Raw genomic sequence first — 23,947 nt, 5'->3', positions numbered from 1 at the left:
ATATGTTTCGATTTCTGTGGAGGTTGACTTCATTTATCGCTAGATGTCATGCCAAAGCAGTCAAGGTTTCAATCTACATAAAGCATTTGGAGATCCGCATGGCCGGTCATCACACTATTCCTCACTTCCAGAACGATGGCGGTCACCCGATGATCGAAATCGGTGTCAAGGAATTCATGTGCACGGGCGCTTCCGTTCCTTTCGATCATCCGCATATTTTCATCGATATGGGCGATGACAACGAAAAGGTCTGTTCCTATTGCTCGACCCTTTTCCGTTACAACCCAACGCTCAAGGCCGAGCAGACAAATCCACCGGGCTGTGTTTTTCATGTGAAGGCAGCCTGACCGCTTTCCTCTCTTTCTGATCGGTGCATTTATGCCCGTAAAATCTGTCGCTATTGTCGGTGCCGGCATTGCCGGTTTGACCGCCGCTCTTTCTTTTGCCCGGCACGGCGTAAGTTCGCATATCATCGAACAGGCCCATCACCTGACGGAGGTGGGCGCCGGGCTGCAAATATCCCCCAATGCCTCTCGCATTTTGTCCGAGCTGGATGTGCTGGCCAATATCGAGCCGCTGTGGGTCGAACCTGAAACCATCGACCTGACCTCCGGCCAATCCCTGAAAACCCTGATGTCATTGCCCATGCGGCAGTTGGCGCGTGCACGCTGGGGGGCACCTTACGGAGTTCTGCACCGCTCAACCCTGCAGCAGGCGCTTCTGGGTGCGGTTTTGAAAAATCCGCTTTGTCATCTGCATCTGGGCAAACGCATTGAAACCGTGCGCACGGCAGATATCTCCGCCATCACTTTTGCCGATCATGATCTGATCATCGGCGCAGATGGCGTCTGGTCGAGCGCCCGCTACTCGGTTCCGGAAAGCCCCTCGCCCAGTTTTTCAGGCAATGTCGCATGGCGGTTTACAATCCATGATGATGTGGCGCCGTCCTTCTTGCAAAAGCAGTCGGTCAAGGCATTCCTAGGTCCCAAGGGTCACATTGTCGCCTATCCGCTGAAAGAGGTTTCAGCCTTTAACGTCGTGGCGATTTCCATCGGTGCCGATCCAGGCCAGACATGGAAGGCAGAATCGACCGGCCACCAGAAAGAAATGCTGTTTGAGCAGTTCCGTGACTGGCACCCGTCTATCAGAGAATTGCTGACCAAGACCGAAAACGGCAATTTTTGGCCACTTTACCAATTGAGCGAAGGCTGCTGGCACAATGGCCAGAACACGGTGCTGATTGGTGATTCCGCCCATGCGATGATGCCATTTGCGGCGCAGGGTGCGGCGATGGCCATCGAGGACGCCTTTGAACTTGCCGGTCAGGTGATGTCAGCGGCAACCCTGCCTCAGGGATTGGCGGCGTTTGAAAGCCTGCGCGTGCCGCGCATCAACAAGGCACGCAAGCGGGCGCAGATGAACCGGTTTGCCTACCATGCCAGCGGCCCGTTCAAACTTGGACGTGACCTGCTGTTTGCCGTCCGTCCGGCGCAATCTTTTGCAGCAGACCTTGACTGGCTTTATGGCTACCACGCCAAGGGATGAAGGAGAGACGCGGCTTTGTCTCTGGTGTTTTCATGCATCCCTCAGAATAAAAAAGCGCCACCATTGATGGCGGCGCTCTTTAAAACTTACGAAGGTCGTCAATTCAGACGGCGCTTGCCGCCTTGAAACCGGCTTCAAGATCCTTGCGGATATCAGCGACATCTTCAAGGCCGATCTGCAGGCGGATAACAGGACCGCCCTCAGGTGCCTTGGCAATCACGCGGTCAGACAGGCCAACCGGCACGGCCAGGCTTTCATAACCACCCCAGGAATACCCAAGACCGAACAGTCTCAGCGCATTGAGGAATGCGTGTGACTTGGCCTTGAATTCATCTGCGCCAGCCTTCAGCACGAAGGAGAACACGCCGCTTGCGCCCTTGAAATCGCGTTTCCAGATTTCATGGCCGGGGAAGCTTGGCAGGGCCGGATGCAGCACACTGGCCACATCGTCCCTGCCCTCAAGCCATTCAGCAATGGCAAGTGCGCTCTGTTGATGGCGCTCAAGGCGCACGCCCATGGTGCGCAGGCCGCGTAGCATCTGGTAGGAATCATCCGGTGCCGCACACAGGCCAAGCAACATGTTGGCTTCGTTGAGCGTGTCCCAATGTTCCTTGTTGGCCGACACAAAGCCCATCAGCAGGTCGGAATGGCCTGACGGATATTTGGTCGCCGCCTGCATGGTAATATCAACGCCGTGGTCGAGCGGCTTGAAATAGAGCGGCGTCGCCCAGGTATTGTCCATGGTAACGACGCAGCCATGTTTGTGGGCAATGGCCGAAATGACCGACACTTCCTGCATTTCAAAGGTGTTGGAACCTGGCGCTTCCAGATGCACCAGCTTGGTATTTGGCTTGATCAGAGCTTCGATGCCAGCGCCCACCAGCGGATCATAATAATCGACCTCTACACCCATGCGTTTGAGCATGGTGTTGCAGAAACGACGGGTCGGGAAATAGACCGAATCAACAATCAATGCGTGATCACCCGGCGACAGATAGGCCAGGAACGGCACAGTAATCGCTGCCAGACCCGATGGCACCAATATGGTGCCCGCTGCACCATCCAGCTCGTTAATAGCTTCACAAAGCGCATCCGTGGTCGGTGTGCCATGCGTACCGTAAGTGTATTTCTGCTTGCCGTCTGCCATGGCCTGCGCGTCAGGGAAAAGCACGGTTGAGGCACGCACAACAGGCGGATTTACAAAGCCATAATAATCGGATGGATCATTTCCGAGATGTGCCAGACGCGTATTGTCGCCCGCACCGGAAAGCAGAAGATTTTTGTTTGTCATTTCGGGATAAACACTCACTGATATCTAGTGCAGTGAACATGCTAGGCCGCAGCGAACAGGTCAACCCTCAGAAGAAACGTTTTAAAGATGGCGGTTGCAACGCGATATTTTTGCCCACTCACCGCCTATAATTTATACAATTGCTTCATTCACAGTCATCAAACTGAAAAATCTCTTTTTTAGGCAATTTTATTTCTCCCAAGACTTGACCATGAAGGCAATTATGATTGTGATGCAAGAGCGCACCGGGAGGTGATGCGGAGGGGGAGAAATACAAGAAAATAATTGTATTCGCCCTTTCTAAATCGATTAAATAATAAACAAAGGTTGGGAAAATATGAAAAAGGCAATTCTGTCGGCCATTATCGGCACAGCTGCGCTGGGTGCAGGTTCGGTGGCTTCGGCCGCAACACTTGATGACGTAAAGGCCAAGGGCTTTGTACAATGCGTCGTGAACACAGGTCTTCCGGGTTTTGCTTCGCCGGATGCCAGCGGTAACTGGACAGGTTTCGACATCGATTTTTGCCGCGCTGTGGCAGTCGCGGTCTTTAACGATCCGACAAAGGTGAAGTTTACACCAACAACAGGTCAGACACGTTTCCCGGCTCTGCAGTCCGGTGAAGGCGACGTTCTGTTCCGTAACACCACCTGGACCATCAGCCGCGACACCGCACTTGGCTTCAACTTCCGTACCGTCAACTATTACGACGGCCAGGGCTTCATGGTTCCTAAGAGCCTCAACGTAAAATCGGCACTTGAGCTTTCCGGTGCGGCCGTTTGCGTACAGTCCGGTACAACGACCGAACTTAACCTTGCCGACTACTTCAAGGCCAACAACCTCGAATACAAGCCAGTCGTGTTTGAAAAGTTCGAAGAAGTGAACGCTGCTTACGCCGCTGGCCGTTGCGACGTTTACACCACCGACCAGTCCGGTCTTTATTCCGTTCGTCTTGGTCTTCCAAACCCGGATGACCATCTTGTTCTGCCTGAAATCATTTCCAAGGAGCCACTTGGACCAGCCGTTCGTCAGGGTGACGACCAGTGGTTCGATATCGTTTCCTGGAGCCATTACGCACTGGTTCAGGCTGAAGAATTCGGCATCACCAAAGCCAATGTCGATGAAATCAAGGCAAGCACCACCAACCCGGATATCAAGCGTTTCCTTGGCACGGAAACTGATTCGAAGATTGGTACCGACCTTGGCCTGACCAATGACTGGGCCTACAACATCGTCAAGGCACTGGGTAACTACGGTGATATCTTCGAGGCCAACCTCGGCGAATCTTCTCCGCTGAAAATCCAGCGTGGCCAGAATGCCCTTTGGACAAAGGGTGGCCTGCAGTACGCACCACCAATTCGCTAATCCTCGTCAACGGCAAGGCGGCTTAAACCCGCCTTGCCTTTTACAATAACAAGATGGCCAACATGGCCACATGGGGATAGGGCAAACATGGCAGATAACGCTACAATTGCGTCTTCCGGCAACAGATCCTCCGGTTCACTCCTTTATGATCCGTTAGTCCGTTCAATCTTCTTTCAAATCGTTACCATCATCATCTTCGTTGCCGTCGTGTGGTTTATTGCCAACAACGTGGCGACCAACCTCGCACGTTCCAACACGGCGTCTGGCTACGGCTTTCTGAATAGCCGCGCTGGTTTTGACATTGGTGACACGCTGATCGCTTATTCCAGCGATTCCACCTATGGCCGGGCGCTGGTCGTCGGATTCCTCAACACACTAGTCGTTGCGATAACCGGTATTATCACCGCAACAATCATTGGCTTCATCGTCGGTGTCGGGCGTCTGTCCAACAACTGGCTGATCGCCAAGATTTGCACGGTTTACGTCGAGGTGTTCCGCAATATCCCACCGCTTCTGGTTATCTTCTTCTGGTACACGGGCGTCTTGCGCCTGCTTCCCAATGTCAGAGATTCCTACGATCTGCCGTTTGGCATCTTCCTCAACAACCGTGGTCTTTCTATTCCAAGACCTGTTTGGGGCGAAGGTTCGCTGATTTTCGCAATCTCCATTCCGGTTGCGATCATTGCCGTTGTGGCCTTGTCCAAATGGGCGACAAAACGCCAGATGAAAACCGGTCAGACCTTCCCGATCTTCCGCGCCGGCCTCGGCATCCTGATTGGGCTGCCGCTATTGGCGTTTCTGGTTGCCGGTGCGCCGCTGACTTTCGACGTACCTGTTGCCGGTGGCTTCAACATCAGGGGTGGCAGCACTGTTCTGCCGGAGTTTTTCGCGCTTTATCTGGCCCTCTCCTTCTATACCGCCGCCTTCATTGCCGAAACCATTCGTTCCGGTATTCGCGGCGTTCCGAAGGGACAGACGGAAGCATCGACCGCGCTTGGCATGAAATCCAGCAAGACCACCCGTCTTATCGTTGTGCCGCAGGCCATGCGCATCATCATTCCGCCGCTTACCAGCCAATATCTCAACCTTACGAAGAACTCTTCGCTGGGTGTCGCCATCGGTTATCCCGATCTGGTGTCCACCGGCGGAACGACCCTGAACCAGACCGGTCAGGCCGTCGAAGTTGTGTCGATCTGGATGATTGTCTATCTGTCGATCAGCATCATCACATCGCTCTTCATGAACTGGTTCAACGCCAAGATGGCATTGGTGGAGAGATAAGCTGATGAGCACAAGAAACGTAGAATATGTCCGCACCGCCATGGTTGGCGCGGCACCTCCCCCAAAGGACGAAAAAAGCGCTGTTGCATGGTTGCGGAAAAATCTGTTCTCCGGCCCCAAAGACGTGATTTTGACGCTCATTGCGGTCGCCATCATCCTGGCTATCGTACCACCGGCCATCGACTGGTTGTTCATCAAGGCATCATGGGTCGGCTCTGACCGTTCCGTGTGTGCCACCGTCGTCCAGGGTGGCATTCAGCCGGAAGGCTGGACCGGTGCCTGCTGGGCATTTGTCGAGGACCGCTTTGCGCAGTTCATGTTCGGCCGTTATCCGCTTGATGAAAGATGGCGTCCGCTACTGGTAACAGTCATGCTCATTGCATTGCTGGTGCCGCTGCTCATTCCAAAGATCCCTGGCAAGACAATCAACGCCGTCCTGATGTTCATCATCTTCCCAGTGGTTGCCTTCTACCTTCTGCATGGCGGTGCTTTCGGCCTGCAGCGCGTAGACACACCTCTTTGGGGTGGCCTGATGGTCACGCTCATTTTGTCCTTCGTCGGCATTGCGGTGTCACTGCCGCTCGGCATTCTGTTGGCACTTGGCAGAAAATCGAAAATGCCTGCCATCAAGACATTGTGCGTCGGCTTCATCGAAATCATCCGTGGCGTGCCGCTGATCACCGTTCTGTTCATGGCAAACGTCATGCTGCCGCTGTTTTTGCCAACCGGATGGACAATCGACAACTTCCTGCGTGCACTCGTCGGCGTTGCGCTGTTTGCATCTGCCTACATGGCGGAAGTTATTCGCGGTGGTTTGCAGGCCATTCCAAAAGGCCAGTTTGAAGGTGCCGATTCACTCGGTCTCGGCTACTGGCAGACCACGCGGCTGATCATCCTGCCGCAGGCAATCAAGCTGGTTATTCCCGGCATCGTCAACACGTTCATTGGCCTGTTCAAGGACACCTCTCTGGTATCGATCATTGGCATGTTCGACCTGCTGGGTATTGTGCAGCTCAATTTCCGCGATGCGACGTGGATTACCCCGGTAACACCATTGACCGGCCTGATTTTCGCAGGCTTCATCTTCTGGATATTCTGCTTCGGCATGTCGCGTTACTCTGCCTTTATGGAAAGACACCTCGACACCGGACATAAAAGATAAGGGAAACACTCATGGCAGGACCCCAAACACAAAAAATGACGGTTTCTGATACCGACGTCGCTATCGAAATCGTTGGCATGAACAAATGGTATGGCGATTTCCACGTGCTTCGCGATATCAACCTCAAGGTCATGCGCGGTGAGCGTATCGTCATTGCCGGGCCTTCCGGCTCGGGCAAGTCGACAATGATCCGCTGCATCAACCGTCTGGAAGAACACCAGTCGGGCAGCATTGTGGTGGATGGCATCGAACTGACCAACGATCTGAAGAAGATCGATGAGGTTCGTCGCGAAGTGGGCATGGTGTTCCAGCACTTCAACCTGTTCCCTCACCTGACAATCCTTGAAAACTGCACGCTGGCACCGATCTGGGTTCGCAAGACCCCAAAGAAAGAAGCTGAAGCGATTGCCATGCACTTCCTGGAGCGCGTGAAGATCCCTGAACAGGCTCACAAATATCCGGGCCAGCTTTCCGGCGGTCAGCAGCAGCGCGTGGCGATTGCCCGCTCGCTGTGCATGAAGCCAAAAATCCTGCTGTTCGATGAGCCGACATCGGCGCTCGACCCGGAAATGGTGAAAGAAGTTCTCGATACGATGGTGGGCCTTGCCGAAGAAGGCATGACCATGCTGTGCGTAACCCACGAAATGGGTTTTGCACGCCAGGTGGCAAACCGGGTTATCTTCATGGACCAGGGCCAGATCGTCGAAGAAAACTCCCCGCAGGAGTTCTTCGACAATCCGCAGCACGAGCGAACAAAATTGTTCCTCAGCCAGATTCTTCACTAGGAATCGAAAACGGAAAAATGGGGCTTCGGCCCCATTTTTTATGCCCAGATGGCCGTTATACATACCCGACTAAATGTCACCGCAGAGCGACAGAAAAACAACAAGCCACTGATTTAAAACAACAATTACAAAACCTGAACAATAAAATCATCGGCATTGTCATTTTTTTGCAAAAAACGAAAATTGGCGCTTGCAGGAAATAAAACCTCTGATTATAAGGGCGCCAACACAGCGTATGCGCCCTTCGTCTATCGGTTAGGACGTCAGATTTTCATTCTGAAAAGAGGGGTTCGACTCCCCTAGGGCGTACCACTGTGATCCTCCCCTAAATTGAAAAACTGCATCATTCCCGCCTCGGGAACGATCTTTCTGCATGTCGATTTATGCCGACATTTTCAGATATTTACAGCAATCCCCTCACCTAAAAGGCCAACTGGAAAAAAATGCAATTTTCCACAGCCGAAACGCAAAAAAATGCAATTTGGTGCTTGCGGGAAATCAAACCTCTGACTATAAGGGCGCCAACACAGCGTACGCGCCCTTCGTCTATCGGTTAGGACGTCAGATTTTCATTCTGAAAAGAGGGGTTCGACTCCCCTAGGGCGTACCACTGTGCTTCTCTCCCCTACATCATGATAAAAAACGCCACAGCGACAACGTCGCTTGTTCGTTTTGCCATGCGCTGACATGCGCAAGCCATACCCTGCCCTCAGCGTGGCTTTAGCGGGTACACAACCTTGCGCTTTGTTGCTATTTCCCTTTGACACCATCGAACCATTTTCATCCAGAAGGTTTGGCCATGAACACCGGTTGGACGATGATTTGGAATTATGCGCTGCCCAAGGAGCGCAATGTCTCGGCCCGCACGCCTGTTATTGGCAAGGACCAGGTTGTCGGCGTTTTTCATTACGACAAAAAGAGCTTCTTCGAGAGCAGTGTCATCGCCCTCTCAAAAACCGACGGGCGTGAGGTGTGGCGACACACGATCGACCATGTGGCGACGGAACCGCTGATTGATAATCATGGCAATATCTATGTTGCCAGCTTCGCCGGCGCGGTTCACGCCTATGCGCCTGATGGCAGCACGCTGTGGACCAGCGCCTTTGGCACACGCAATGTCAATGTGCCTGTTCTGAGCGGGGATCGTATCTTCATTGCCGAAACCGGTGGCGGCAGCCAGAAGACCTGGTGTCTCGATAAAGCGACTGGCGACGTCCTCTGGTCCCATGACACCGGAGGTCACGCCTACCGGTTTCTGGCGCATGACGGCAAGATCTTCCACACGGCAATTGTTTCCGGCGCCAAGTTCGGAGAATCGACCGTGCATCTGCTGTGCATCGACCAGCAGTCAGGCAACAGGTTGTGGTCAACGACAGCGGATCAGTATCACTTCAATGCCGCCATTGTGGACGGCCTGCTGGTCTGGGGCGCCCGCAATGCCATCCACCTCTACGACCCTGCCAATGGCGCCCTGAAGGCATCTCTGGCCATTCCTGAGGGCACGGCGATCACGTCAGGTCCACTGGTTGTCGGCAATCGCATCATTGCTGGTGACGACAACAGCACGATCCGTGTTGCGTCGCTGGAAAAGAAAGGGTTGCTGTTTAAAAAGGCGCGACTCGAGGCGGTCTGGAGCCAGCCGTTACCAGGCGAGATCGTCGGCCAGCCGCTGTATCATCAAGGACAAATTTTCGTACTTGATGACAAAGGGCAGATTGTCGGCATGGATATTGACGGCACGATCACAACGCCGACTTTTGGTGTGGGTGATGGCAAATGCAAAGGCGGCGGATTGGTCGCTGAATACAACTTGCTTGCAGTTGCCACCGGTCGCACGGTTGAACTCTACCAACACTGAGCATTTCAGAACTGCTGGGCGGTCGCTTGCGGCATCAGAGTCTTGCTTCAGCCTTCGAGCAGCTTCTGTGACATCAATTGGCGATTGCCGCGTCCAGCACGCGGATTTGCACCCGGCGTTGACCCTGCCATTGTTCCGCGCCCAATGTTCCGGCAACATGCACGGAGCGGCCTCTGCCGTTCAGCAGCAGTTGGCCGAGCGGCGCATCTGCCGCGCGGAATGCAATACCGTCCAGCCGGCTGCCATCCAGCGCTTCCAGCGTTATCTTGACGTGATTGGCGCCCACGGTGCGGGCATCTTTGAGGCGATGGGCCGGAATGGCAAAAATCGGCTGTGAATGGCCCGAACCATAGGGGCCAGCCGCTTCCAGCCGGTCGATCAGATCCAGCGTCGCACCGGAGGCACCAATTGCACCATCTATCTTGAGCGCACTGTTTTCGACCAGCGATGCGATGGCCTTGGAGGCGCTTTCCTCAAAGAAGGTTCTAAGCTTGCCAAGCGCGCTGCGCTCCACTGTCAGGCCGGCTGCCATGGCATGGCCGCCCCCCTTGACCAGAAGGCCATTGTCGACGGCAGCTCGTACCATGCGGCCAAGATCAAAGCCATTGATCGAGCGGCCGGAACCGGTGCCCTTGCCGTTTGCATCAAAGGCAATGGCAAAGGCAGGACGGCGGAAGCGATCTTTGAGGCGTGATGCCAGCAGGCCGACAATGCCGGGGTGCCAGTTCTGCCGGGCGGTGACAATAACCCCTGCCCCGGAGCCGTCACCATATTCGGCAAGTGCTTCGGCTTCCGCCTCGGCCAGCATCACGGTTTCCATCGCCTGACGTTCGCGGTTCAGTTCATCGAGCTTTGCCGCAATGACTTCAGCACCAGACGGGTCATCAATGGTCAACAGGCGGCTGCCAAGTGCGGCATCGCCAATCCGGCCGCCAGCATTGATGCGCGGACCAATCAGAAAACCGAAATGATAGGGCGTGACCGGACCGCCAAGACCCGCAATCTTAAACAGCGCCGCCAGACCGGCATTGTTCATGTGGCGGGCTGCAACCAGACCTTTCACCACATAGGCACGGTTCAGCCCCTTCAGTGGCACAACGTCACACACGGTCGCCAGTGCCACGATATCGAGGAAGGACAGAAGGTCGAGCGTGAAGGCGCGGCGGTCCTTTTTGTCCTTCATCACTCGCAGCGTTGCCACCAGTACCAGAAACACCACACCGGCGGCACAGAGATGGCCTTGGCCTGAGAGATCGTCCTGGCGGTTGGGGTTTACGAGCGCCACGCAAGGCGGCAGCGTTTCACCGACCTGATGGTGGTCTATGACAACCACATCGGTGCCGGCCTGCTTGGCGGCCAGCAGCGATTCATGGCTGGTGGAGCCACAATCCACTGTCACGATCAGTGTGGCACCATTGGCGGCCAGTTGCTGCATCGCGGCGGGGTTTGGGCCATAACCTTCAAAAATACGGTCGGGAATATAGATTTCCGGCTCAAGCCCGAAATGATTAAGGAAGCGGAACATCAAGGCAGCCGACGACGCACCATCAACGTCATAGTCACCGAAAATGGCGATCTTTTCGTTTTTCTCGATGGCGGCGGCCAGACGATTGGCGGCCAGTTCACAATCCGTCAGCGTGTGCGGATCGGGCATCAGGTTACGGATGGTTGGGTCGAGAAATTCCAGTGCCTCATCAACGGCAACGCCACGCCCGGCCAGCACACGGGCGATCAGTTCCGGCATGCCGTGAAGCTGCGCCATGGCGAGGGCGCGGTTCTGCCCGGCCTGATCAAGCCGTGACACCCAGCGCTGGTCGCTGACCGATCGCTCCACACCCAGAAACGCACGTGGCACGGTATCGACCGGTTCCGTCATTCACTATCCTGCTCTGCCAAACTCAACACATAATGAAAGCGGTTAAACAGCTTTCGTGGCTTAAAGACGAGCATTTATTCTGTCGTGCGGGAGTTTCAAGAGCAAGAGAGGGCGAAAACTTTGTTGGAAGACATGACCGGCCGCAAAGCATGGCATCACCCAACTGCACGAACGGCCTTTACGGCAAGGCTCGAGCTGCAAAGCTGGTCACATTCAAAGCCGTGGCATGGCGTTTTACGCCAGCCAAAACAACGCACATCATGGATGTGCGCCGCTTTAGGAAAAGTCCGGAAAGCATGCAGTTTCCAGACCATCACAACAGCCACCACCCTCCTCAGACATGGTGGCTGTTATCGTGTCAAATCAGCCCAGAACAATCGGCAGAGCCAAGGCTCCGACGCTGCTGGCCACGACGGATAGCAGAATGGTCAGCACCGCCCAATTACGTCGGGCGAAACTTTCTTCATTTTCACACAGGGCAAAATTGTCGTTCGAAAAGTTTGGCAGAGGATGAACCTTTGCCTTTTCGACAGGACCAATATCCTTGAACAGAACAATTGAACTCACGACGCGCCTCCCTCGCTTGGTGATTTCAGTTGATGTCATGGTACTGTCACTTAACGCCCTTGACCAGCCTTACTCCTTACTGCGTAAGCAAAATAGAGTACTCAAAGGCGGCTATCGGGGCTAACGGCAGTCACATTTTGTAAAAGCGAATGCCCCGCCGTGGGCATAACCAGCGGCAGGGCATCGATAATGTCAAAATGGAACCAAAATTCGGTGCGAAAACCGAAATGCGGCGCGAATCAGGCAGCCTTTGTGCGTTCGATTCGGATGACCTGCGGTTCATCCGTCAGGTAAGCCTGGCTCTTGATGGAGGCGACGGCCTTGCGAACGGCGTCTTCCATGGTTGCATGGGTCACCAGCACGATTGTCTGCGGGGCATCCGGCGTCTGGGCGCGCGAGCGCTGCACGATCGATTCCAGCGAAATGCCATTTTCAGCCATGCTTGTCGCGATGCTGGCAAACACGCCGGCGCGGTCAGCGACAGTCAGGCGGATGAAGTAACCGCCTTCGTGTTTCTTCATCTTGGCGCGACGGTACTTTTCCAGCGACTTGGCCGGACGGCCAAGCACCGGAACTTGCTGAATGCCAGGACGGCTCTTGGCGATGTCGGCGATATCGCCAAGAACGGCAGATGCCGTTGCATTACCACCAGCGCCGGGGCCAACCATCAACAACTCACCGAGGATATCGGATTCGATGGCAACAGCGTTGGTCACGCCATCCACCTGCGCAATCACGGAATCCAGCGGCACCATGGTTGGGTGAACGCGCTGTTCAATGCCGGACTCAGTCATCTGTGCAACGCCGAGCAGCTTGATGCGGTAACCGAGATCGGCAGCGGCATGGATATCTTCAATCGAGATATTGGTGATACCTTCGAGATAGATGTCGTCAGCTGCAATCTTGTTGCCGAATGCCAGCGTCGTCAAAATGGCAAGCTTGTGAGCGGTGTCATTGCCCTCGATGTCAAAGGCTGGGTCCGCTTCAGCGTAACCAAGACGCTGCGCTTCCTTCAGGCACGTCTCAAAAGACAGGCCTTCCTTCTCCATCTTGGTCAGGATGTAATTGCAGGTACCGTTCATGATACCGTAGATGCGGGTCACGTGGTTGCCGGTCAGGGATTCACGCAGTGCCTTGATAACGGGAATACCACCGGCCACCGCAGCTTCGAAGTTCAGGAGAACACCCTTCTCTTCTGCCGTAGTTGCCAGTTCCACACCGTGCTTGGCAAGCAATGCCTTGTTGGCTGTCACCACATGCAGACCGCGGGCAAGCGCGGTTCTGACTGCTGCCTTGGCGGGGCCAGATGCACCGCCAACCAGTTCAACGAACACATCGATCTCAGCTTCGGCTGCCATCTGCTCGGGTGTGTCAAACCAGGTAATACCGGTGAGATCAATGCCACGGTCGCGCGAACGGTCGCGCGCGCTAACGGCAATAATCTCAATCGCGCGTCCGCAGGTAATCGCAAGCTCGTTGCTTCTCTGCTGGATGATGCGCACAAGCGACGAGCCGACAGTGCCGAGCCCCGCTATGCCGATTCTCAATGAATCTGCCATTGATATAATCCTGATTTGTTTTGGTAATAACAGGTGGCCGGGACCGGCCACCCAGGGAGTTGCCCCCGTTATTAACGGTGAGCGTTCAGAGAAACGACGTTATGCATCGTTTCATCAGCTGTGGACAGGAAGCGCTTCAAGTTGCGCGCAGCCTGACGAATGCGGTGTTCGTTTTCAACGAGAGCCAGACGAACATAGTCATCACCCATTTCGCCGAAGCCAACACCCGGAGCAACCGCAATATCGGCCTTTTCGACGAGCAGCTTGGAAAACTCAAGCGAACCCAGATGACGGAACTTTTCCGGAATTTTGGCCCAAGCAAACATGGTGGCGGCCGGTGGTGGCACTTCAAAGCCAGCCTTGCCGAATGTATCAACCATCACGTCACGGCGGCGGCGGTAAACGTTGCGCACTTCGGCGATATCGGAGCCATCGCCGTTCAGGGCGTGGGTAGCAGCAACCTGGATCGGCGTGAAGGCGCCGTAATCCAGATAGGACTTTACGCGGGTCAAAGCCGAGATCAGACGCTCGTTACCGACCGCAAAGCCCATGCGCCAGCCGGGCATGGAGAAGGTCTTGGACATGGAGGTGAACTCAACGGCCACATCCATGGCACCTGGAACCTGCAGCACCGATGGCGGCGGGTTGTTTTCGTCGAAGTAGATTTCCGAATAGGCCAGATCCGACAGCACGATGATGTCATGCTTCTTGGCGAATGCGATGATGTCCTTGTAGAAATCAAGCGATGCAACATGCGCCGTCGGGTTGGACGGGTAGTTGATGATCAGCGCCAATGGCTTTGGAATGGAGTGGCGCACAGCGCGCTCCAGCGGGCCAAAGAATGTCTCATCCGGCTCGACATTCATGGAGCGGATAACACCGCCAGCCATCAGGAAGCCGAAAGCGTGGATCGGATAGGTCGGGTTCGGGCAGAGAATAACGTCGCCCGGCGCAGTGATTGCCTGCGCCATGTTGGCGAAGCCTTCCTTGGAGCCGAGTGTCGCAACAACCTGGGTATCGGGGTTGAGCTTTACGCCAAAACGACGGGCGTAATAGGCGGCCTGTGCCTTGCGAAGACCGGGAATGCCCTTGGACGAGGAATAGCGGTGGGTGCGTGGGTCCTGAACGACTTCACACAGCTTGTCGACGATCGCTTTCGGGGTCGGAAGATCCGGGTTTCCCATGCCAAGGTCAATAATATCCGCGCCACCCGCTCGTGCGCTCGCTTTCAAACGGTTTACCTGTTCGAATACGTATTGCGGCAGACGCTTGACCTTGTGAAACTCTTCCATCTTCTTCCTCATGAAAATGCGCCAGCACTGCCCGGCGCATTTGCGAAAGTTCGTTTTTATTACAGTAACCTGCCGACACGAACACATCCTGCAGATTCTGGTATTGTAGCGCAAAGATCGGAAAATCCTAACGATTTAACCGGTCAATTGGCGCCAGCCTGATCACTCCATCCCATGTCGCCGGACATCGTCATCTGCATTGAGATGAAGTGGCGCATGGATGTGTCGGATATAAGCTTTTTTTACGGCAGCCGATCCGACGCAGTGATGCGTAAACACGTTTTTGCTTAACGCCAGTTTTGGTTTGAATGCAAGGCAACCATGGCCGGAAACCGGCCATTTTGCTGCAATCGGCCCGACAATCAGGCGTGCTTGCCGTCCACGATGACAGAACGGATGAGCGAAAGTACCGCATCCGGCTTGATATCGGTGCAAACGAGCTGGCTTGGATGACCATCCCAGTTGCCTGGCGGGAAACCACGACCATCCGGCTTCTGGATGGTCGCACCATCGGCCAGACCACCGCACACCACGCGAACCGGACCGCTGCGTGTCTCGAACAGTTCCGGTGCCACCAGATAAACGCAGGCGCAGCTGTCATGCACAACCATGCCGTCGCCGGTGCGTACCTTGTAGAACTCGATATAGAACTGCGACAGGTCCGACAGCAGTTGCACCGGCTTGCCACCTGCTTTTGCCATGTCATCCATGAATTTCGAGGTCATCACGGTCTTGGTCGTGACATCCAGACCAACGATAGTGACGCGCCAAGGTGCGGTAAACACCAGATCGGCCGCTTCCGGGTCGCCATGAATATTGGCTTCGGCGGCTGGCGATACGTTGCCGTTGATGTCGAATGCGCCACCCATGATGATGACGTCTTTCACCAGTGCGGCGAAATCCGGATCTTCGCGCAATGCCAGTGCAAGGTTTGTCATGCGGCCAACCGCAATGATCGTCACCTCGCCCGGATTGGCCTTCACCGTTTCGATCAGGAAGTGGTGGGCCGGACGCGGATCGACCGGCAGGTCGATGGTCTCGGGGATATCGATGTCGCCCAGACCATTTTCACCGTGGATGAAGGTTGGCCAATGTCCCTCGGGACGGGACGGATCAAACGTCACATTGGCGCCCTTGGCGACCGGTGCGGAAATGCCCCATTGCTGCTTCAGGAAAAGCGCGTTGCGCGTTGTGATCTCAATCGGCGCATTCCCAAAAACCGTGGTGATGCCTATCAGATCGATCTCCGGGTGCCTGTGAAGGAAAAGCAGGGCCATTGCGTCATCGACGCCGGGATCCGTATCAAATATCACCTTATGCATTCAGTATGCTCCGCAAAATCTCTCTATGCCGGCTGATGTGCCGCCGGGTGCGGGCACATTAATCATAAGCGGCGCATCCGCAATCCCTAACGTGAACTCAAATAGCGTTTGCCAAGCATTGGCTTCAGTGACAATAACGCTGTCATCTTTTGCCCCTCCCGGAATTCTCCCCTTGACCGACGTCACGTTGCACCTGCTTTCCACCCTGTTTGTTGTCGCCATTGTTGCCGGCTTTATCGATTCCATTGCCGGCGGCGGCGGGCTGATTACCATTCCGGCCATGCTGATCATGGGCATTCCACCGCTTGAGGCACTGGGCACCAACAAGCTGCAATCGCAGTTCGGTTCGGCGTCTGCCACTTACGCCTATACAAAGCGTGGTCTGGTAGACCTGAAAAGCCAATTGCCGATGGCACTTTTGTCAATGGTGGGCGGAGTATTCGGCGCCATTGCCGCAGCCTTTGTACCGGCCGAAGTGTTGCGTTTTATCATGCCGTTCCTGCTGGTTGGTATTGCGCTCTATTTCGCATTCAAACAGCAGCTGAGCGATCAGGACCGCCACAGACGCATTTCATCCTTTATGTTCGGCTGCACGGTCGTGCCGCTGATCGGTTTTTACGACGGTATATTCGGTCCCGGTACCGGATCGTTCTTCATGCTGGCCTTCGTGTCATTGGCCGGTTACGGCATGCTGAAAGCCACAGCTCACACCAAGCTTTTGAACTTCGGTTCCAATGTCGGCAGCTTCATCGTGTTCACGATCAGCGGTGCAGTGTTGTGGAAAATCGGTTTTGTCATGGGCATCGGCCAGTTCATTGGCGCGCAGCTTGGTTCGCACTTCGCCATGAAAAATGGCGCAAAGCTGATCCGTCCCCTGCTGATCATCTCCTGCCTTGCCATGGCGGCACGGTTGATTATTGGTCAGGTCGACCCTGCCCTGTGGGAGCGGATGACGGCAGTCTTCGACTTCTGAAAACAAGGTCCTGGTCGCGGGACCATCAACAACCAGACAATGGCACGGCGCAATGCCGCGCCTCAGGCCTCATGCAAGTCTTGCATGACCACGATGGCACCGGCAATGCGGTGGTCAGCACAACGAAGCGGCGTCATGCGGTAACGGGCCATCCGTTCGCCCTGCCCCCACGGCTCGTGGGTATAATCAAGGCTTTCCCCTTCAAAACAACGATCAAGGCGCGGCTTGATCTTCATTTCAAAATATTCGCTGCCAACCAGCTCTGAAATCGATGAGCCGATCAGAGATAGTGGCGTTCTGTTGAAATATTTCGAATAACGCTTGTTGGCGTAGAGAAAACGGCAGTCGGTGGTGATCACCACCACTCGGTCTGGCAGCAGATCCAGCACCACTTCGCTGAACAGCATATCAGGATAGACCTGCTGTTTTACTCTCGTCTCGACAATGGCGGGGCGAGCGTCTTCAGCCTGCATGGTGCTGTCGGCGAAATAACGGTCGATCAGCATCGACATGGCAGCGGAATGGCGCAGCACGCTTGACGGATCATCCGCATCTTCACGGATCAGCGCCGCCAGAAACTGCATCTGCATATGCATTTCATAGGCATTTTGCGCTTTATAGGACAAGATAATGCCGATGAGCGGGTCCAACTCACGGTCGAGAGCCCGGACCAGTTCGTCATGTCCGGCAGATACGGCCTGCTGCAACTGCAAACATTTTGTCGAAAACGCTTCGAAAAGCCCCAACATGCCAGTCTCCAAAATGGTCTGCCAGATATCCGCGCTGCGGTAAAAACATGCGACGGATGTCCGTGTGCGAGAATGGTCAAATGCCCGCACATTCCTTCTGGAAGGCACTAACATGACGACCCCTCACATTCAATCAGTCAAATGACGGCTGAATTAGAATTTCTTAATTTAGCAAAAGCAAAAACACAGAAAACACTATGAATTCTTAAATATATTCCGGAAACTCACTCTGGATAATTCAGAAAATTCGAAAGCAATACGTGAGGAAAATCAAAATCACATGAAACAGGCATAAACATAAAAAATGATATTTGTTTTCTACTTTATTTCAAAACACAGGACATGAATTACGTGAAAATTTTAAATAAATAAATTTCCGATACTTCAAAAAACAAATCATCACGAACTGCAAAGCACCCAAAGTGTCGCAATTTTGAAACAGATTTTAGACAAATCAATATGTACGAATTGGGGATTGCAGATCGGCGTACAGCCGCCCTTACCTGTCTCATAATGAAACAGCTGTGTCAGATTGTGAATCAGTTCAATGTCCGGAAATAACACGCTGACCGAACGGCAACCGGAGTCGGTTGCAGCACATACGGTCAGGAATAATCAAAGGAATGTTTCAGGCAGCGCCCGAACGTCTGCGGCGGTCAGCTGCTTCCTGCAGAACAATCATCGCACCGAGAAGCGTGCCTGATGACGAGTAGCAAGGTGTGAGACCAAGCGAAACGACGATGGTGCGACCATCATTATCTTCCGCGTAGGTAAACTGCGTCGCCTCACCCTGGAAGCACTGAACCAGCTTTTCCTTCAGGCCATGCTGGAAGCGGTGCAGACCGACAAACTCCGCGATGTGCTTGCCGAGCATATCGGCTACCGACAGCGAATAGCGGCTGGCATTGGCAGCGTTGCAATAGAAGATACGGTAATCCGTGGACACCACGATGATGCGGTCGGACTGCTCGTCAAACCATGCCTCATCCAGCACGGTGTGCTCTTTGCCGTCCTTGTCGTTGGGGGAATAACCCTTGCCGATGTAGCGGTTTACCAGGGTTTCCAGCAACTCTGTGTTGCGCTGGACGCCAGCAAAATCCTCAGCCTCCTCGTTCAGCAAATCAATTGCGAACTGGAACTGGATCCGGATCTCATCAGGGTTTCGGGTTTCCTTGTGGATGATCGCCTCAAGGATCGGATCAAGTTCCCGATCAAGCGCCTCCACAGCGACCGCGTCGTTGGTTTCGACCGCATGTCTCAGCCGTGCATATTGTTGCCAGAACCGCTCAACCAAAGTCTTCAAAGCAATTCTCCCGAGAAGATTATCGCAATCCGCATGCAATTACAGATGAACCTCCGAAATTATCCCTTCAACTAAGGCCGGGATACGCTGAGACCGATCAACCAAAATTCAATTCATGGTGGACTAATATCACAAAAACAGAAGCGTTTACAAACCGCTACTCTTGGTTTGGTTAACCGCCGAAATCCACGTGTTTTATAAATTCTGAAGCTGGTGCCAGGGTTTCGTGATTTTCGAGACCCGAAAGCTGTTTCAAAGCTTGGATTTGATGTTCCAGCGGTCATGGTACCAGAGCCACTGCCCCGGGTGTTCCCGCACCCAGCTTTCAACCTTGTCGTTCAACAACTGGGCCGTGCCGGCCACATCGACATTGCCCTTCTCATCGACCGGAATCGTGATCTTTGGCTCGATTTCCAGGCGGTAACGGTTGTCGGGTAAACGGATGCAACGGGCTGGATAAACCTCGCAATTGAACTGGCGAACCAGCTTGGCAACCAGCGGGTTGGTTTTCACGTCAAGGTCGAAGAACTGTGTCGACAGGCCCTTGTTGAACTTCTGGTCAACCAGCACGCCAACGCCACCGCCCCGTTCCAACTGGCGCGCCAGTGCAAAGGATGAACCTGCATGCGAGGGAACAAGATCGCCCATGCGCGCACGACGGAAGTTGAATACCTTGTCGGCGATGTAAGGGTTGTTCGGTGGGCGAAACAGCACAGTGACCATCAGGCCAAAGGCAGAGCCTGCCACCGGCAGAAGTTCGAAATTGCCGGTATGGGCGGTAAACACGATGAAAGGTCGCGGATTATCACGCAGGTCGAGGAAGATCGGGATACCCTCGACCTCAATGCGGCCTGGCGTGGTGTTTTCCGGATCAAAGTCGAACAACCGGTCCAGAAATACATATTCCGCCGCCAGACGCCCCATATTCGCCCAACTGTCCATGGCGATATCTAGACGTTCCTGCTGCGACTTCTCAGGGAATGCGCGCTCCAGATTATAGAGCATCAGCTTGTGACGCTTGGTCTTGGGGCCAACCCATCTGGCAAAACGTTCCGCAAAACGCATGGCCGGATCAGCCGGGAACAGCTTCAGGACATTCAGCAGGCCAAACGCAAATTGCGCAATCAGCCATTGCCGAAAATGCATCAGCGCCAAGACGATGCGCGTCACAAGCATCTTCACGGGCATCAATCCATTCTGAGAACGATTTTACCGAATACCTGACGGGTCTCCATGCGCTCCAACGCACGATCAATATCGTCAAAGGTCACTTCGGTGTCGATAACTGGATGTACGATGCCACGCGCCATCTTCTGCATGGCATTGGCCATGTTTTCCATACGGCAACCGAAGGAGCCGAGCAGCTTAAGCTGCTGCTGGAACAGCATCATCAGGTTGATGTCGGTCGAAACACCCGACGTCGAACCACAGGTCACCAGACGGCCGCCACGCTTCAGCGAGAACATGGAACCGGCCCATGTGTCCTTGCCAACATGTTCGAACACAACGTCAACGCCTTTTTTCTTGGTCAGCTTGCGCACAACGCCTTCGAAGCGGTCGGTGCGGTAGTTGATGACGTGGTCGGCACCCAGTGCCTTGGCACGTTCGATCTTGTCGTCGGAACCAACTGTGGTGATGACGGTGCAACCCATCTTCTTGGCGAGCTGAATGGCAGCCGAGCCAATCCCGGAACCACCGGCATGGATCAGGATCGTTTCGCCCGGCTCAAGCTTGGCATTGTCAAACAGCATATGTTCAACGGTACCGAAGGTCACCGGTGCGAGTGCGGCAGCAACAGCGTCAACACCGTGTGGCGCTGGCACCAGCTGGCGGGCTGGAATGTTGATTTTTTCCTGCGCAAAACCATCGAGGTGGAAACCATGAACGCCAGAAACGTGTTCGCACAGGTTGTCCCTGCCCTCACGGCATGGCTTGCACAGACCACAGATGCGTGCGCCATAGATCGACACCAGCTGGCCCGGCAGAACGTTGGATACGCCAGGGCCGATGGCCTCAACAACACCGGAGGCTTCCGCGCCGATCGTCAGTGGCATCTTGCGCTTGGCAAATGCCATGCCGCGCCAGCCCCAGACGTCGATGTGGTTCAGCGCAACAGCCTTGACCCGAAGCGTTACTTCACCCGGTGCTGGTGCTTCCGGTTCCGGCAGTTCCACTCTTTCAAGTTTACGGTCATCAACGAGTTGCAAGGCGCGCATGATAAAGTCCTTCGCCCGAAGGCGTTTTGTTTGGTTGAGAGCGCCCGCGCGTCTGACATGACACACAAGGGACGCTCACCCTTTTTGAATTTCTGCATCCGGCCCCATAAACCTGTTCAGTCATGCGAGCCGGTGCCGTTGGGAAACCGATTAAGCCGGTTCCCGTGTCATGACAAGGCTTGCGTTCTGTCCGCCGAAGCCGAAGGAGTTGGACAGCACGGCACTGACCTGCGCTTCCCGCTTCACATTTGGCACGACATCAAGCGCGATGGCCGGGTCGGGATTGGTGTAGTTGATGGTCGGCGGCAAGGTGCCGGTCAGCATGGTCTGCAGCGAGAACACCGCCTCAACCGCACCGGCTGCCGTCAGCGTGTGACCGATCATCGACTTGTTGGACGACAATGGAATGTCCTTCAGGCCTTCACCGAACACGGCCAGCATCGCGCCATATTCCATCTTGTCATTTTCCGGCGTCGAGGTGCCGTGTGCATTGATGTAACCAATGCCCTCTGGCGCGATACCGGCATCCGAGAGAGCCGCGCGGATGGTTGCAATGGCAGGTGCGCCATCTGGCGAGGAGCGTGTGCGGTGGAAGCTGTCGGCCTTTTCGCCAGCGCCCTTGATGATGCCGAGAACCTTGGCGCCGCGTGCAACGGCAGATTCGAGCGATTCCAGCACCAGCGTTGCCGCACCTTCAGCAATCACGAAACCATCACGGTCCTTGCTGAATGGCTTAGACGCTTTTTCCGGCGGGTCGTTCTGCGTAGAAAGGGCCGACAGCAGCGAGAAGCGGATCAGCGCCTCGGCGCTGACCGAACCATCGGTCGCAACCGTCAGTGCACGGTCTGTACGACCCTGACGAATGGCTTCAACGCCCAACTGAATGGCGGTGGCGCCAGATGCACAGGCCGTGGACAGCGTTACCGGCAGACCGCGTGTGCCAAACCGGTCGGCCAGACGCTCGGAAATCGCACCGAACAGTGCTGCTTCCTGGAACGCGGCATCCGGACGCTGGCGCATGGCTGCCAGAAAACGGTTATAGGCGTCGCCGGGCTGGTCAGCCGGTGGCGAACGATCGGCCAGTTCGAAGCGTGCGCTCCATTCCGGTTCGATTGGCGGCGCAGCCAAAAACAGCGGGCCACCGAATTCACCCGACAGACCGGCCTGTGCCAGCGCCTCAATGGTGGTTTCGCGGGCAAAGGCGTAGGAACGCTCGACCGAGTTCGGCGCCGGAATTTCGATAAAATCAACGGTTCCGCTGATCTTGGTCGACAGGCCGTCGGTTGGGAAACGTGTGATGTTGTGAATGCCTGATTTGCCTGATGTCAGTGCAGACCAGTTGTCCTCAAGCCCCTGTCCGAGCGAGGTGATGATGCCCATGCCGGTCACGGCAACGATTGGGCGTCCGAGATGATCCTTGAAGCTGGATGATGCCATCTTTTTTACTCCTCAAACATCACGGGACAAAACGGCGACGCCTTCGCCACGCACGTGGCCGACGGTGGTAACCACTGCCGTGTTGGCGCTTGTCGACATCGGCTTTTCCTGTGCGCCATCAAAGGCTGGCAGCTTTGCACCGCTTTCAATCGCAAGGGCACCGAGTGCCAGGCCGAGCGGGAACTGCGCTTCCAGCGCATGGCCGGTAACACCGCTGAAACCACGGATAACAGCGTTTGGCAGCGCCTTTTCCAGCAGAGCCTTTTCGCGCTTCGTCACGTCATGGAAACCGCTGGCGCCCGACAGAACAAGCGTATCGGCCGCATCACCGGCTGGAGACAGCAGGCGCTCAAGGCGCTTTTCCATCTTCGCGTCGTCGCGGTTGCCGCGGTCGCCTTCGATGGCGTCGATGCGGGCATAGATCTTTGCACCACGGTCAACGGCGTGTTTGCGCGATTCCAGAACAAGGAATGCGCCGACCGAACCGGTGATCATGCCACCACCATGATCAGTGCTGCGCGACCACAATGGCTGCCAGTCACCCTGGGCGTGGGCATTGATGGCTTCAAACAGCAAAATCATGTCAGGACGTTCGGCCGAGAAAGCACCACCAACCAGCGCATGGCTTGATTCACCCGAACGGATGCGGTGGAAGGCTGTTTCGACGGCAGAGATACCGGCTGCTTCTTCACCCATGAAGGTACGCGACGAACCGGTGACCTTGTGCACGATGGAAATATTGCCAGCCATCAGGTTGGAAAGCTGGGCAAGAAATAGCGTCGGGCGCAGTTCCGTCGTCAGCTTTTCATTGAGAAGAATTTCGCGGTCGTTGCGCTTCAAGGCTTCATCGACGATCAGCGTATCAACGTTGATGTCACGTTCCCCGCCCCCGGCAGCAACGATCATGTCCATGGTGGCGCAGGCGTCTGCGTCTTCCTTGAAACCGGAATCATCCAGCGCAAGACCCGCGGCAAACACGCCAAGGCGCTGCCAGTTTTCCATCTGGCGCTGATCCTTGCGGCCGATCTGCGTAGACCAGTCGATCTCAGGCAGCGGGTGAACCGGGTAAGGTTTGAACTTCTCGCTCTCGACAATCGTTTCCGGCGCTACACTTGCGGAAAGCAAAGCGATATGCGCTTCAGTACCGACACCGTGACAGGTCACGATACCAACACCTGTTATCACCACATCATTGTCAGATTTGCTCATACGTCATCCTCTGCGGTTGCAGGACCCACCGTGGTTCGCGTCCGCTGTTCATGCGTTTGCGCCAGCTTGCGGCATTACATGCTTGCCGAATAATCCGCACAAAACGACTTGGCAATGGCGAAGGCCCGAACGAGGCCTTCAAAACCTTGTTTATTCACC

General features: G+C 55.0%; 20 protein-coding genes and 2 tRNA genes. 10 read left to right on the top strand and 12 right to left on the bottom strand.

The window, feature by feature from the left end; genetic code table 11:
* The first annotated feature begins 98 nt into the window (after positions 1-98).
* Together IB237_RS06440 and IB237_RS06435 are read left to right on the top strand one after the other, a co-directional pair.
* Entirely contained in the window at positions 99-347 is a 249-nt protein-coding gene (locus tag IB237_RS06440; protein WP_192487726.1) for a zinc-finger domain-containing protein, read from the top strand.
* 31 nt (positions 348-378) lie between these two features.
* A complete protein-coding gene (locus IB237_RS06435) occupies positions 379-1,545 on the top strand; it encodes an FAD-dependent monooxygenase (RefSeq protein WP_192487725.1) in 1,167 nt (388 codons plus the stop codon).
* Positions 1,546-1,648: 103 nt separating this feature from the next.
* Here IB237_RS06435 and IB237_RS06430 read toward each other — a convergent pair whose 3' ends face one another.
* On the bottom strand, positions 1,649-2,836 hold the full coding sequence (locus tag IB237_RS06430) for a cystathionine beta-lyase (RefSeq protein ID WP_192487724.1): 1,188 nt from the start codon (positions 2,834-2,836) through the stop codon (positions 1,649-1,651).
* A gap of 337 nt (positions 2,837-3,173) precedes the next feature.
* On the opposite strand from IB237_RS06430, the gene IB237_RS06425 reads away from it, so the two are divergent.
* The 7 genes from IB237_RS06425 (at position 3,174) to IB237_RS06395 (ending at position 9,285) form a co-directional block, all read left to right on the top strand.
* Complete coding sequence (locus tag IB237_RS06425; RefSeq protein WP_192487723.1) at positions 3,174-4,199, top strand: amino acid ABC transporter substrate-binding protein; 1,026 nt, start codon at positions 3,174-3,176, stop codon at positions 4,197-4,199.
* An 87-nt stretch (positions 4,200-4,286) separates the two neighbouring features.
* Positions 4,287-5,480 carry an amino acid ABC transporter permease gene (locus IB237_RS06420; RefSeq protein ID WP_192487722.1) on the top strand — a complete coding sequence of 398 codons (1,194 nt, stop codon included), beginning with the start codon at positions 4,287-4,289 and terminating at the stop codon, positions 5,478-5,480.
* 4 nt (positions 5,481-5,484) lie between these two features.
* Positions 5,485-6,642, top strand: a complete 1,158-nt coding sequence (locus IB237_RS06415; RefSeq protein WP_192487721.1) for an amino acid ABC transporter permease — start codon at positions 5,485-5,487, stop codon at positions 6,640-6,642.
* Positions 6,643-6,653: 11 nt separating this feature from the next.
* On the top strand, positions 6,654-7,427 hold the full coding sequence (locus tag IB237_RS06410; RefSeq protein ID WP_275641007.1) for an amino acid ABC transporter ATP-binding protein: 774 nt from the start codon (positions 6,654-6,656) through the stop codon (positions 7,425-7,427).
* Between the two features lie 237 nt (positions 7,428-7,664).
* A tRNA-Glu gene (locus tag IB237_RS06405) sits at positions 7,665-7,739 on the top strand.
* 223 nt (positions 7,740-7,962) lie between these two features.
* Positions 7,963-8,037: transfer RNA gene (locus IB237_RS06400), tRNA-Glu, on the top strand.
* A 189-nt stretch (positions 8,038-8,226) separates the two neighbouring features.
* Positions 8,227-9,285, top strand: a complete 1,059-nt coding sequence (locus tag IB237_RS06395; RefSeq protein ID WP_192487720.1) for a PQQ-binding-like beta-propeller repeat protein — start codon at positions 8,227-8,229, stop codon at positions 9,283-9,285.
* A 73-nt stretch (positions 9,286-9,358) separates the two neighbouring features.
* Here the strand turns inward: IB237_RS06395 and recJ are convergent, their stop codons facing one another.
* The 5 genes from recJ to IB237_RS06370 form a co-directional block, all read right to left on the bottom strand.
* The gene (gene recJ, locus IB237_RS06390) at positions 9,359-11,161 is read right to left on the bottom strand and encodes a single-stranded-DNA-specific exonuclease RecJ (protein WP_192487719.1); all 1,803 of its coding nucleotides are present in this window, start codon (positions 11,159-11,161) and stop codon (positions 9,359-9,361) included.
* Between the two features lie 363 nt (positions 11,162-11,524).
* Positions 11,525-11,728 carry a hypothetical protein gene (locus IB237_RS06385; RefSeq protein WP_192487718.1) on the bottom strand — a complete coding sequence of 68 codons (204 nt, stop codon included), beginning with the start codon at positions 11,726-11,728 and terminating at the stop codon, positions 11,525-11,527.
* Between the two features lie 239 nt (positions 11,729-11,967).
* Positions 11,968-13,287 (bottom strand): homoserine dehydrogenase, encoded by a 1,320-nt coding sequence (locus IB237_RS06380; RefSeq protein WP_192487717.1) that lies wholly within the window; start codon positions 13,285-13,287, stop codon positions 11,968-11,970.
* Positions 13,288-13,358: 71 nt separating this feature from the next.
* The gene (locus IB237_RS06375) at positions 13,359-14,579 is read right to left on the bottom strand and encodes an LL-diaminopimelate aminotransferase (RefSeq protein WP_192487893.1); all 1,221 of its coding nucleotides are present in this window, start codon (positions 14,577-14,579) and stop codon (positions 13,359-13,361) included.
* Positions 14,580-14,941: 362 nt separating this feature from the next.
* Positions 14,942-15,901, bottom strand: a complete 960-nt coding sequence (locus tag IB237_RS06370; RefSeq protein WP_192487716.1) for a nucleoside hydrolase — start codon at positions 15,899-15,901, stop codon at positions 14,942-14,944.
* Between the two features lie 172 nt (positions 15,902-16,073).
* On the opposite strand from IB237_RS06370, the gene IB237_RS06365 reads away from it, so the two are divergent.
* A complete protein-coding gene (locus tag IB237_RS06365) occupies positions 16,074-16,874 on the top strand; it encodes a TSUP family transporter (protein WP_192487715.1) in 801 nt (266 codons plus the stop codon).
* 62 nt (positions 16,875-16,936) lie between these two features.
* Here IB237_RS06365 and IB237_RS06360 read toward each other — a convergent pair whose 3' ends face one another.
* The 6 genes from IB237_RS06360 to IB237_RS06335 all read right to left on the bottom strand — a co-directional run bounded on the left by IB237_RS06360 (position 16,937) and on the right by IB237_RS06335 (position 23,788).
* Positions 16,937-17,623 carry a PAS domain-containing protein gene (locus tag IB237_RS06360; RefSeq protein WP_192487714.1) on the bottom strand — a complete coding sequence of 229 codons (687 nt, stop codon included), beginning with the start codon at positions 17,621-17,623 and terminating at the stop codon, positions 16,937-16,939.
* Between the two features lie 628 nt (positions 17,624-18,251).
* Positions 18,252-18,926: a PAS domain-containing protein gene (locus IB237_RS06355; RefSeq protein ID WP_192487713.1), complete on the bottom strand. Its 675-nt coding sequence runs from the start codon at positions 18,924-18,926 to the stop codon at positions 18,252-18,254.
* 252 nt (positions 18,927-19,178) lie between these two features.
* On the bottom strand, positions 19,179-20,114 hold the full coding sequence (locus tag IB237_RS06350; RefSeq protein WP_371815239.1) for a lipid A biosynthesis lauroyl acyltransferase: 936 nt from the start codon (positions 20,112-20,114) through the stop codon (positions 19,179-19,181).
* The gene (locus IB237_RS06345; protein WP_192487711.1) at positions 20,114-21,142 is read right to left on the bottom strand and encodes a zinc-binding dehydrogenase; all 1,029 of its coding nucleotides are present in this window, start codon (positions 21,140-21,142) and stop codon (positions 20,114-20,116) included. The genes IB237_RS06350 and IB237_RS06345 overlap by 1 nt, the downstream gene beginning before the upstream one ends.
* 150 nt (positions 21,143-21,292) lie before the next feature.
* On the bottom strand, positions 21,293-22,579 hold the full coding sequence (locus IB237_RS06340; RefSeq protein ID WP_192487710.1) for a beta-ketoacyl-ACP synthase: 1,287 nt from the start codon (positions 22,577-22,579) through the stop codon (positions 21,293-21,295).
* A gap of 12 nt (positions 22,580-22,591) precedes the next feature.
* Positions 22,592-23,788, bottom strand: coding sequence for a beta-ketoacyl-ACP synthase (locus IB237_RS06335; RefSeq protein ID WP_192487709.1), 1,197 nt, complete (start codon positions 23,786-23,788; stop codon positions 22,592-22,594).
* Between the last annotated feature and the right edge of the window lie 159 nt (positions 23,789-23,947).

Source organism: Agrobacterium sp. AGB01, assembly GCF_014851585.1.
Lineage (GTDB): Bacteria > Pseudomonadota > Alphaproteobacteria > Rhizobiales > Rhizobiaceae > Agrobacterium.
The sequence above is the reverse complement of the archived record's forward strand: the minus strand, read 5'-3'. Positions and strand labels throughout refer to the sequence as shown.